Source organism: Yinghuangia sp. YIM S10712, assembly GCF_051388935.1.
GTDB lineage: Bacteria > Actinomycetota > Actinomycetes > Streptomycetales > Streptomycetaceae > Yinghuangia.
Genome location: NZ_JBPKBI010000023.1, coordinates 40,772 through 52,787 on the forward strand (window position 1 = coordinate 40,772; position 12,016 = coordinate 52,787).

At 72.4% G+C, this 12,016-nt stretch carries 7 protein-coding genes; 3 read left to right on the forward strand and 4 right to left on the reverse strand.

Annotated elements, in window-relative coordinates; all coding sequences use genetic code 11:
* Nucleotides 1-175 precede the first annotated feature (175 nt).
* The 4 genes from ACRX5W_RS29545 to ACRX5W_RS29560 all read right to left on the reverse strand — a co-directional run bounded on the left by ACRX5W_RS29545 (nt 176) and on the right by ACRX5W_RS29560 (nt 8,553).
* Nucleotides 176-4,816 carry an FtsK/SpoIIIE domain-containing protein gene (locus ACRX5W_RS29545; protein ID WP_436791427.1) on the reverse strand — a complete coding sequence of 1,547 codons (4,641 nt, stop codon included), beginning with the start codon at nt 4,814-4,816 and terminating at the stop codon, nt 176-178.
* A 288-nt stretch (nt 4,817-5,104) separates the two neighbouring features.
* The gene (locus ACRX5W_RS29550) at nt 5,105-6,409 is read right to left on the reverse strand and encodes a hypothetical protein (protein ID WP_436791428.1); all 1,305 of its coding nucleotides are present in this window, start codon (nt 6,407-6,409) and stop codon (nt 5,105-5,107) included.
* 455 nt (nt 6,410-6,864) lie between these two features.
* Nucleotides 6,865-7,692, reverse strand: a complete 828-nt coding sequence (locus ACRX5W_RS29555; protein ID WP_436791429.1) for an enoyl-CoA hydratase-related protein — start codon at nt 7,690-7,692, stop codon at nt 6,865-6,867.
* A gap of 120 nt (nt 7,693-7,812) precedes the next feature.
* The gene (locus tag ACRX5W_RS29560) at nt 7,813-8,553 is read right to left on the reverse strand and encodes a YqjF family protein (RefSeq protein ID WP_436791430.1); all 741 of its coding nucleotides are present in this window, start codon (nt 8,551-8,553) and stop codon (nt 7,813-7,815) included.
* A 73-nt stretch (nt 8,554-8,626) separates the two neighbouring features.
* On the opposite strand from ACRX5W_RS29560, the gene ACRX5W_RS29565 reads away from it, so the two are divergent.
* The 3 genes from ACRX5W_RS29565 (at nt 8,627) to ACRX5W_RS29575 (ending at nt 11,942) form a co-directional block, all read left to right on the forward strand.
* The gene (locus ACRX5W_RS29565) at nt 8,627-9,274 is read left to right on the forward strand and encodes a TetR/AcrR family transcriptional regulator (RefSeq protein ID WP_436791431.1); all 648 of its coding nucleotides are present in this window, start codon (nt 8,627-8,629) and stop codon (nt 9,272-9,274) included.
* Nucleotides 9,275-9,786: 512 nt separating this feature from the next.
* Nucleotides 9,787-10,410, forward strand: coding sequence for a hotdog domain-containing protein (locus tag ACRX5W_RS29570; protein WP_436791470.1), 624 nt, complete (start codon nt 9,787-9,789; stop codon nt 10,408-10,410).
* Nucleotides 10,411-10,766: 356 nt separating this feature from the next.
* Nucleotides 10,767-11,942, forward strand: a complete 1,176-nt coding sequence (locus ACRX5W_RS29575; RefSeq protein ID WP_436791432.1) for an acyl-CoA dehydrogenase family protein — start codon at nt 10,767-10,769, stop codon at nt 11,940-11,942.
* The last annotated feature ends 74 nt before the right edge of the window (nt 11,943-12,016 follow it).

The window sequence follows — 12,016 nt, forward strand, 5'->3', positions numbered from 1 at the left end:
GGGAGTTCGCACGCCGCCGCACCACTGAAGCCGGGGGAACCGTCTGTGCCGCCCTGATCGCCGGGGCGGCACAGACGTATTCATCCCGGCCGCCTCGGGTCGGGGCGCCGCGCAGGAGCTCGCGTTGCCGGTACGGCCGGGAAACGCCTGCGCGGCCTGCCGAAAGCGACGGAGCCTACCCGCCCAGCACCGTCAGTGGGACCTGGAGGGCGATGGCCGTGCCGGAGTCTCCCGCGGTCCAGCCCCGGCCCTCCGGGAGTTGCGCGCGCACCTGCTCGGCCGACAGGCGTACGCCGATCAGATCGGCTTCGCCGATGCTCTTCGGGCCCAGCAGGAGGCCGCGCCTGGAGCGGCGGGCCATGCCGATCCAGCCGAGCGCGTTCATCGACTCCGACAGTCCGGCCACGAGCAGCCCCTGTCCGCGGTCGCGGCCCGATGCGGCGATGCGGCGCAGGATGGAGTCGGCGGACGCGTTCAGCAGCAGATCGGCGTCGTCCACGACGACCACCACCGGTTCGCCGTCCACCGCGCGGAGCGCGTCGGTGAGCGCCTCGGGGGACGGGTCGGGGTCGGTCAGCACCTGCGCGAGGTCATGCGACGCGAGTCGGCGCAGCTGCGAGTCGCGCGGGGTGAGCACGATCAGCCGGGTGCCGCCCATGAGCAGCGAGACCGACATCGCGGCAAGCGTGGTCGTGCGTCCGCTGCGCGGTGGCCCGGCGACCATGAACGAGCCGCCGCCGGCCGCGAAGTCGTAGCCGATCGGCTCGACCGCGTCGCCGCCTACACCGATCAGCGCCCACAGCGGCCTGCGCAGCCCGGCGGGTATGCGGTCGGCGGCTTCCTGAAAGCCGATGAGAGTCGGCATCTCCCGCACCGGGAACGGGCGACGCGCCGACGGGATCCCGGCGTCGCGGGCCGTGGTCCGCCGTCCGATCTCCCGCAGCGCGTCGGCCTGGTCGGTGGCCGCGCCCCGCTCGCCGCTCGCCTCGTCCGCCGAACCGCCCGGTACCAGCGCGATCTGCGCCTCGACGCCGCCGGGGCTGTTCCAACCCCGGCCCGGCGGGACGAACGTCGGGGCGTTGGCACGCGTGATGTCCGCCAGGTGGTAGTCGCTCGGGTCGGCCTGCCGCAGCAGCAGCCGCCGGTCGTTGTGCGCCGCCAACCGGCCGCCCAGCAGCACGCGTTCGGACGTGGCGATCACGTGGACGCCCGCCGCCGCGCCCTCGCGCAGCAGCCGGACGACCTCGGCGTAGACCCGGCCGCCGTCGTAGTCGTCGAGGAGCATGCTGAGCGCGTCCCAGCCGTCGATGAGCACGAGCAGGTGTGCGGGCCGCTGCTCCTTGGGCAGCTTTGCGCGCAACTCGGAGATGCCCGCGCAGTCATGGTGGGAGATGAGCCTTTGGCGGCGCGACAGTTCGCCGACCAGCCGGGTGATCAGGCGGTCCAGGCGCTCCAGATCGTGCCGTGAGACCACGGCGCCGCAGTGCGGAAGCGCTTCGAGCACGTTGAGGCCGCCGCCGGCCGCGTCGATGCCGTACATGTGAAGGTCCGCACACGAGATCCACAGCGCGGCCGACGCGGCGATCGTCCTCAGCACCTGGGTGCGTCCCGAGCGCGGCGCGCCGATCACGTACAGGTGCCCGAACGTCGCGAAGTCGATGGCGCCCAGGCGGCGTTGCTGGAGCGCGGGGACGTCGAAGAGCGCGTACGGCACCATCGGCAGCGCGCCGGGCTCCGGGTCGGGGGACGGCGGCAGGTCGTCGAGCCACACCTGATCGTCGAGCGGCGGCAGCCACGGGCTCTTCTGCGGCGTGAAGTCGTCCAGGAGGGCCGTGGCGCGACGGATGGTCTCGACCAACACGCCGAGATCGGTGGGCTGTTCGGCGGGGATGACGGACACCGTCCCGCCGGAGGGGTCTTCGGGGTCGTCGTCGCCGACCGCGAGGTCCAGCGGCCTGCCGAGGCGGCTCCACGGCAGTTCGACGCCGCGGATCGGCCGTGCCGGTTCCTCGGGCGCCTCGGCGGCCGGGGCCGCCGCGCCGGGGCGTTCCGCACCGACGTACGCGGTCTGGAGCGGGGTCGGTGCGCCCGCGCCGCGCCGGATCAGCGCCCGGCCCGGGTTGCTCGGCGAAATCCCGGCGGCGTCGGGGGCGTTGATGATGTCCTGGCTCTCCGACCGGTCGGTGACCCGCAGGGCGATCCGCAGGTTCGTGTTCGCCTTGATCTCGTTGTTGACCGAGCCGCCGGGGCGCTGCGTGGCCAGGATCAGGTGCAGGCCGAGCGAACGACCGCGCTGGGCAAGGCTGATGAGCCCCGGCACGAACTCGGGCAGTTCGCGGACGACGGTGGCGAACTCGTCGATGACCACGAGCAGCCTTGGCAGCGCGGGCAGTCGGGGATTGCGGGCCCGCTTCATCCGGTACTCGGGATGGTCCTTGGCCTCGACGTCGGCGAGCAACTGCTCGCGGCGGCGCAGCTCGGCGTCCAGCGACGCCAGCGCGCGCTTCACCAGGTGGCCGTCCAGGTCGGTGATCATGCCGAGCGTGTGCGGGAGTTCGGCGCACTCGCGGAACGCGCTGCCGCCCTTGTAGTCGATCAGCACGAACGCGAGCTCGTCGGGCCGGTTCGCGGCCGCGAACGACGCGATCATGGTCTGCAACAGCTCGGACTTGCCGGAGCCGGTGGTGCCGCCGATGAGTCCGTGCGGGCCGTCGCGCACCAGATCGAGGCGGACGGTGCCCTCGTAGCCGGCGCCGAGGACGAACGAGGTGGACGCGGGGCGGCGCGCCCACGCCCGGACCAGCGCCTCCGCGTCGGGTGGCTCCTGGCCGATCAGCGGGAGCAGACGCACCTCGGCAGGCAGGCCCGAGTCGCTGTCCACCGTCACGTCGCGGATCGGCGCGATGGCCCTGGCCACCTCGTCGCACCACTCGGCGTCGACCAGGTCGGCGCGGACGCCCTCGACGGCGGGGAAACCCGAGACGCGGACGGTCAGCCGGTTGCCCTCGGCGGTGACGACGCACGTGCACTCCTCGGGCAACAGGTGGTCGCGCTCGTCGAGGCACAGCGAGAACACACGCACGGCGGGCCCGTTGGTGAGGACCTGCACCACGCCGGGGATGTCGCGAAGGCGCCGCGCGCCGTCGAAGACCACCAGGATGTCCGGCTCGCGCTGAAGCGTCGCACCGAGCGCCGACGACGATGCGGCGTCCGTGCGGGTCTGGATCTCCGCGATGAGTTCGTTGACGCGGTGCGCGGTGCTCTCCGGGTCGTTGCCGAGCCCGATGACGGACGCGCCGGTGCGTCCGGGACGCAGATGCGGCAGCCAGCGCACCCAACTCCACGCATCGGCGTGCTCGTCGTGCGTCAGGACGACGATGCGCAGGTCGCGCGGGCTGTGCAGGACCGCCGCCTGGGCCACCGCCCAGCACGCGAGGGTGCGGGGCGTACCGCCGGATCCGCTGATGCCGGCCACACCCAGGTCGGCGAGCTCGACGCCGAACGGCACATCGGCGAGCCGCCAGTGCACCGAGCGGTGGTTCGAGTCCCGGGCCTGGTCGTCGATGCGCTTGAGTGACGGACGCGTGACCGTGCCGAGCCTGATCGTCAGGTGGTCCGGGTCGCGGCGGCGGCGCTCCCACAGTTTGCGTCCGGGGCCCACGGCCGTCAGCAGCACGGCCGCCGGATCGGGGAACGTCTCGTTGCGCAAACGGCGTTCGTCCACCGTCACGTCGCGCATCTCGCGTTCGGAGAACGCCCGGCGCACCCGGTAGACCCGCATCGACTCCTCGTGGTGCCGGCGCCCGGAGCGGCGGCTGGTGATCCAGTTCCCGACCGCCATGATCGGCGTGAACAGGATGAAGATCACGAAGTAGAACGACCGGAACAGCCACATCATGGTCAGCCCCATGGCCAGGGGCATCATCATCATGAGGAACGGGAACGGGCGGGGCGCGAGCTTGCCGGGCGGGCCTTGCAGCGTGAGCGATTCGGCGTCCAGGTGCGGGGCGATCCGCGGCGGACGGTTGTACTCGACGCCGAGGCCGTCCGCCGCCGTGTTGACCGCCGCGTCGGGTTCGGCGGGCCGGTGCAGCCGCAGCAGGTGGTCGCCGAGGGACAGGTCGGCGAACGCGGGCCACTCCTTGGATCCGTCGTCGGACGGCGGCACTTCGCCGACGGGCGGGAGCGGCGGTCGAAGCGGGAGACCGTCCGGGCCCGGCGGGGCGGGCGCGTCCGTGTGGCCGCCAGGCCCGCCGTCCTCGGGTCCCGCCGGCTCCTCCGAGGTCAGGGGAGTGCCGGTGTCCGGGTCGACGGGTGGGGGAGGGGTCAGACTCCGCAGCCCGCAGTGCTCGGCGGCGGCGTCGGGCGGCAGACGGAAGGTGACCGTGCCGTCGGTGCCCACAGTGATCCACGTGCCGCGCGCGGGCGCCGCACCGCCGTGCAGACGCAGCGCGCAGCCGCGGTCCGTCCCGACCTCGTGACTGCCCGGTCCGAGCCGCCACACCTGTCCCGCCCGTGGCCCCGACACATGGCGCACTTCGACCAACACCGGTTCGCCGTCCGGGACTTGCCATGCCTGTGTGGCGCTGCGCCGCGTCACGGGGGTGCCCAACCCCAGCACCGAGCCCTCACGGATACCGCTCGCGGCGACAGGCAGATCCGGGTTGAGCGCCCGATGCCCCAGGAACACCGTCCGCCCGGCACCGGGTTCGTCGAGCACCGCACCGAGCCGGCCGACCGTGGCGCCGGCGGGCAGATCGACGACGTGATCGCGCAGGCGGCCTTGCGGGTCCGTGGTGGTCAGCGAGAGTTTCACGGGGCTCCAGCGGAGGACGGGCCGAGAAGGGTCGGCGGTGCGAGAGTCGGGGACACGGCTTCGGCAGACCGAAGGGACGGGCGGCCCGCCGGCGGTTTCCGGGTCTCGCTGCCGCGCGACCCGCGGGGTGAGGAGGTCCGGCAACTCGGCTGTCGGCGTGTGCTGTTGCTCGACGGAAACGGAGTCCGGCAGACGCGGGGGCCTGCGGTACGCGGTGTCTCACGCGCACCGGCCGGCCCGCGGCTGCGGCTGGGGTGCCGCAGACTCGCAACCTGGTCGCGCTGCGCGTCACGGGCGTGGGGACCGGGGCGGGCCGGCGGGGGAGTGGGTGTTCGGTTGCGTGGCCGGTGGTGTGCCCGGCTGCGTCGCGGCGGCCGGGTGGCCCGCGGGAGCCCGGTGCGCCGTCGGCGGTGCTGCGGTGGTCGCGGTCCGGGTGGTTTCCTCGGCGGCGCTGCGGGCCCGGGTGGGGGCGGTGGCGCCGACTGTCGACTCGGCGAAGTCGTGCCATGCGTCGGGATCCGCGCTCGCGGTCTGCGCCGGACCGTGGGTGGTGACCGCCGCGCGCTCCTCCTCGAACAGTTCGGCGCTCGCGCTGCCCCGGATCGCGGTGGCGGCCGGCGCCGGGGGCAGCACGGGCGGGATGGACCGGAGTACGCGCGCGACCGCGAGCCCGAGGGCCGTGCACCGCACCAGCAGCGGCGTTCCCTGTACGGCGAGTTGGCCGCGTCGGTCGGTGAGCAGCGACCTTACGTGGCCGCGCCCCGGGCCGAGGACGAGTACCCGCAGCCCGGGGGCCTCCAGGTCGGTCGGAAGCGGGTCGGGGAGTTCGGCGGCCACCAGCACCGGCGGAATGCCCTGCCGGGGCGGGGTCTGCCGGGCCGTGCGGTAGGCGTCGCGTACGGGACCACCGCGGAACCCCGGGTGCACTCCCTCGGCGACGACGACCAGCGGCTGCGGCAACCGGGCGTCCGCCTGGGCCGCGAGCGCCTGGAGCACGGCAGTCCGCGAACGGGAGTCGCCGTCGACCGCCACCGTGGCCGGGCCGACCGACAAGTCCAGGAACGCGCAACGGTGTTCGGCCACGCCGACGGCCAGCACAACAGGCCGTACGCCCTCCGCCTCCGGCGTCGCGGACGGCAGGTTTGTCCGAGCGGTGGTCCACAGGTGCCCGTCCTCGCCCGGCGCGACCACCCAAATCCCTTTCGGTGCCGGGATGTTCGTGCCGGCCAGCAGCACGCTCACGGTCCGTTCGCCGACGACCACCGCGTAGGGGCGCGCGGGCGCGGCGGCCGTCCGCGCGGCGGCGAGCGCGCGTTCGGCGTCCCGCCAGGTGGCGACATGGCGCAACAGCCTCACCAGCAGCCGCAGATCCCGGCGATGCCGCAGCCAGGCCCGCACCGGAGCGGCGAACGCGTTGCCGGTGACCGCGACTTCGCGGCACAGCAGGCGCCACGCGGCTTTCCAGCCGCCCTTCCGCATGGCCCACCAGCGCACCAACAGGAACACCAGGAGCGCGACGCCGAGGATTCCGAGCCAGCGGAAGATGGTGTCGCGGTGGTCGCGGAAGAAGTCGAACGGGTCCGTGTTCCTCATGCCGTCGGATCTCCTGTCACCCTTGCCGCCCGGGGGTGTCGGCGGCCGAGAGGGTGCGTGTGCGTGGGGCGGGTCGGGGGGCGTGGTCCGTGTGGCGCCGAGGTGCGGCGGGTCCGCCGCGACCGCCGGGCCGACTCGGCGGCGTCAGCAGCGGCGACTCCGGTTCAGGCGACGGTCGACGGCGAGACGACGCACGCAATTCCGGGACGGCCCAGGCCGGTTGCCGAGCCCACGCGAACGTGCGGCCGGATTCCCCCGTAAGTTCCGCGTGTTCGCCGGACGCGGCCCGTCGTGCCCGGCGCGCCCGGCGTGTCCGTGGGACACAGGCATGGGCATGGCGTACTCCCTGCGGCGACGTCGACGGCGGCTTGTTCGCCTCTATGTACGATGCAAGTCGCCGGCAGGTTCGATTCCGGGGACCGGTTTCGAAGTCCTGGCCTCTGCCCCGGGATTCGTCAGTCCGTGGGTTCGGGCGAGGAGTCCGCGTACATGCGCGACAGCGGCGGACGCGTCGGGCGGACCGACCAGGCCGCGCTGCCCTTGCGGGACATGGACCACATCTGCACGCCCCGCTCGGCCTCGATGGCGGCGTCCCACTGGGCGACGGAAAGCCCGTGCTCCAGGTGGGCACTCTGCTTGATGCGGCGTGCCAAGGCCGGGTCGGCGGCGGCGAGCCGGGTCACGTCGCGACCGGTGGCGAGGAGTTTGTCGGCGTCCGCGCTCGCCCAGGCCAGACCGCGCGCGACCGCCTCGGTGCCGGACAGCGGAATGCCCAGCGCGCCCATGGCGACCGAGCCGGTGAGGCCGAGCGTGCGCTGGAGCAGGGCGAGGTGGCCGCCGCCGGGGTGGATGCCGCGCGCGAGGAACCCGCTGTCGAGCACGGCGTCGGGGGTGACGATCATCAGGTCGGCCGCGAGGGCGAGGTTCATGCCGGCGCCGACCGCACCGCCCTCCACGAGCGCGATGGTCGGCACGGGCAGGCGGCCGATGTCGCGAAACGCGCCGTACACGGCCGAGATGATCGCGACGGCTTCGGGTGTGGCCGGGTCCTTCGAAGCGGCGGCGAGGTCCCGCGTGTCGGCGCCACTGCAAAAGTAGCCGCCCTCCGCATCCACAAGAAGCGCGCCGATCGATTCGTCGTCGTGCACGGTTTGGCAGTGCTGCTTGATGAGCGCCGCCATGTCCAGGCTGATCGCGTTCTTGCGCCCGGGGCTGTTGAGCGTCAGCCGGGCCACCCCCGAGTCCACGGAGAACAGCACGGGCGCGGTCGCCGATTCGGACATCCATCCATCCCTTCTCGAAGGTCTGCGGCCGACCGGACGCCCGGGGCCGTCACCGCCAGCATGATCGCGGTCGCGGGGCGATGCCGTGCCACCGCCCCGCCGACGCTCCCCCAGACCCGGTCAGACCGGTCGTCCGAACCGAACCGGTACACCCGGCGAGAACAGGACGCTCACCGGCTCCCCGGCAGGCTCGGGCAGACCGGCCGCGGTGACGAGGGCGCTGTCGTACGCGACCAACTCGGCGCGGCGCAAAGGCCAATGCGGGTGCGCGTTGGGCAGGTAGCGCGTGCGCGAACGGATCCGGTGGTGCAGGCCCCAGCGGGCGGTGACGAACTGCTCGATCTCGTTGGGTTGTCCGATCGGCTCGCCGACGCGTACGGTCACCCGGCTGTCGGCCGGGCGGCCTTCCGGGCGATGCCGCGAACTCACGTACGTAACCGTCCCGTTGCCGCGGCGCACGGACATGCGCGACCATACGTACGGCAGTCCGAAGGCGGCCCGCGCGGTGGCCACGGCGGCCAGGCGTGAGGCGTCCAGCGACAGGAACACGACGCCGCGGCGGCCTTGTTCGTCGACCGAGTAGAGCCGGACGTTGGTCTCCGGGAAGCTCCCCAGGTACGGCATGCCCGGCAGCCCGAGCCAGCCGACACGGTGCATGCGGAACGGGACCAGGCCGATGTAGGTCGTTCCGTCGAGGGTGTCCGGGCGGGTTCCGGGCGGGAAAAGGTGCGCGATGTCGTCCGGTGCCGCGGCCCAGTGGACGAATGCGACGTCGAGCCACGACTGGGTGAGCAGCGGCCGGGCGATGGGCCTGGGGGCCTCGGGCGTCACCGGCTCGGGCGTCGCGAAGGAGACAGCCATCACTCCAGCATCCCAGACGCCCGTCGGCGCCGGGGCGGCGGTTCGGTGCGGGCGGCCCCCGTAGAGTCGACGCATGACAGGCACGACCGGCAAACCCCGTGGGCCGTACGCCCGGACCGCGCAGCGGCGCCGGGACATCGCGCGTGCGGTGCTGGACATCGTGGTGGAGAAGGGGCACGGCAGCGTCACCACCGCCGAGGTCGCCCGCAGGTCCGGGACACGCGAGGCGACGGTGATGTACCACTTCCCGACCAAGGACCACCTCCTGGTGGCCGCTCTCCGACAGGACCAAGAGGACGACCTCGTCAGGTACTTGGCCGGGAGCGAGTCCGACGTCCTGGATCTGGACGGCCTGCGGGCCTACGCGCGGGCGCTCCCGCGCCGCGAGAGCATCATGCGCCTGTACAGCGCCCTGGCCGGGAACGCGGCCGTACCCGGTCATCCCGCGCAGGAGTACTTCGCCGGGCACTACCGGGTCGCGACCGAGCAGTTCGCGAACCTGATCGAACGCCGCCAGGCCGCGGGCCTGGCCCACCCCGGCCTCGACCCGGCGCAGGCGGCCCGCCAGGTCGTCGCGACGTGGGACGGGCTCCAGGCGCAGTGGCTCGTCGACCCGGACTTCGACCTGGGCGAGCTGTTGATCGCGGCCTTCCGACGCCTGACCGGGCAGAACTGGATGGAGGCCCGGCAGGTGTGGGAGGACCCCCGCACCGGCCTCTGAGGAAACCGGTGGTCGTGAGCTCCGCCTGAGCGGCGGGGCGATGGGATGTTGATCACTCGCGAGCCAAACCTGAGTGCTCATCAAACCAGCGGCCCTTCATCGTTTCCCGCAGCAGCGCGGCCAGGACGAACGCGCGAGCGGTGAGCTCTGACCCCTACTGCTACTGCCCAAAGACGTGCGGATGTCCGGCTGTCCTCGTCGTCCCGGTGGTCACCAGGGGCTCGACGGTCACCATGGAAACTCGCGATTACTCAGCTTTCCGGCTCGCGTAGCTCCATCGTCGCGCCGCCGCTCGTTGCGGTCGTTCGCGGCGCCATGGGAAAGTTCGACTCTCCATACCGAGAACGCGGCTATCGAGTGGCGCTCGCCGCCTGCGCCGACACGCGAGGGGATGACCGGTGAGTGTCAACAGTCAGGAGCAGAGCGCGCGGCGGCACATTCTGACCGAACTCGGCTTTGCCTTGACCCGCGTCGGCGAGGAGTTGCACGGCCACGCGACGGTCACCCCGGAGATGTGTGTTCCCGGCACCTCCCACCTGCGCACTTCGGTGCTCGTCGTGTGGGCCGACATCATTGCGGGCCACCTGGCCGCGCACGTCATCGCTCCCCGCGTACCGGTCACCCTCGAACTCGACGTGCACCTGTTCCGCCGCGCCCCCGGTTCCGGAGTTGTCCGGGCCATGGGCCGGACGGTGAAGGCGGGTCGCTCGGTCTTCGTCGCCGAAATCGAGTTCGTCACCGAGTCCGGCGAGCCGGTGGCGGTCTGCGGCGCCTCGTTCATGGCCCAACCGGACACGTCGAAGCGGCTGCCGGTCCTCAGCGAGACCATGCCGGTGACGGGCAGGTTGTCCGTACCGCTGGCCGAACGCGCCGGCTGCGTACGCCGCGAGCCCGGCGTCGCCGTACTTCCCCGCTCCGAGGACGGGACCAACGCCTCGAACACCGTCAACGGCGGACTCATCGCCCTGGCCACCGAGGAGGCCGTGCTGTCCCTCGTCCCGGGGGACACGCTGAGTTCGCTCGGTCTTCGCTATCTCGCGGCGGTCCGGACCGGACCGGCCGTCGCCACGGCTCGCATCCGCGGCGGTGGGGGGGGGGGGGGGGGGGGNTGTCCCTCGTCCCGGGGGACACGCTGAGTTCGCTCGGTCTTCGCTATCTCGCGGCGGTCCGGACCGGACCGGCCGTCGCCACGGCTCGCATCCGCGGCGGTGTCGCGCAGGTGGAGCTGCGCGACGCGGGAAACGACAACCGCCTCGCGGTGACGGCCACCGCGCGGCTGTTCGGCGGCTGACGCGTCGGGGCTGCGGCGTGCGGTGCGTCACAAGGCGCGGTGGCAGGCGACGCGCGCAGGGTAGATAGTTGCCCTGGATAACTACTGAGAATAATGTTCTCTGATATAGATTATGACGTTCTCGCGTGACGCGGGGAAGCATCGTCCGATCGCGCCGCGCGCAACGGAACGAGCACGGGGCGTCGATCGTGAAGGAGAACCGTGAAGCTGCACTTTGACGCCGAAGTCGAGGAGTTCCGAGCCGAGTTCGCGGCATTCCTCGACGCGAACCTGCCGCCGGAGGCGGAAGCCGCCGAACGGTCGCGGTCCAGTGCGCACATACCCGAGTGGGCCCGGCGCTGGCAGCGGCTGCTCTTCGACGAAGGCTGGCTGCTGCCCGGCAATCCCCCCGAGTTCGGCGGACGCAACGCCGGTGTCCTCCAGCAGTTCGTCCACCGCGAGGAACTGGCCCGGCGCGGCATCTACCACAGCTTCAACCCCCAGGGCCTCGGCATCGTCGCCGCCTCCCTGCTGTCCTTCGGCACCGAGGAACAGAAGCACCGCTGGGCCGTGCCCGTCCTGCGCGCCGAGATCACCGCGTCCATGGGCATGAGCGAGCCGGGCGCGGGCTCCGACCTCGCGGGGCTCCGGACCCGTGCCACCCTGGAGGGCGACCACTTCGTGGTCAACGGCCAGAAGGTCTGGACGTCCGGTGCCCACGACGCCGACATCATCCTCGCGTTCGTGCGCACCGACCCCGACGCCCCCAAGCACAAGGGCATCAGCGTCATCGTCATCCCGACCGACACCCCCGGCATCACCCGCCGCCCCTTCGGCTCGCTCCACTCCGCCGACGACCTCGACTTCAACGAGGTCTTCTTCGACGACGTCCGGGTGCCCGCCGAGAACCTGATCGGCAAGCTGCACGACGGCTGGACGGTCGCCAACGGCTCACTGGGCCACGAGCGCACCATGATGTGGCTCACCTTCGCCAAGTGGCTCGACCTCCTCACGGTGCAGTTCGAGCCGACCAGCGAGGTCGAGGAGCAGCGCTACGCCACGCTGTGCATGGACGCCCAGGCGCTGCGCCTGCTCGGATCCGCGTCGCTGGCCCGCGCCGCCCGAGGGGAGATGGACACCGCGTCGGTGTCCGTCCTCAAACTGTTCGGTGCGGAGGCGATCCAGTCCGGTGCGGAGGCCGCGCTTGCCCGGCGGGGGACGGAAGGGCTCCTCCACCCGGCGATGACCGGGCCGTACAACCACATGAACCTCGAAGATTTCTGGGCGAGTTGGTTCGACCGCTACGCCATGACGTTCGGCAGCACGATCGCCGGCGGCACCTCCGAGATCCAACGGACGATCATCGCCGAACGCGTGCTGGGCCTGCCGAGGAAGTGAGCGCGTCCCGGTCGCCGGCGCATTCCCGGATCAACCTCCGCCGCACAAGGACGGCCGACCTGTGCGGCGGGGGG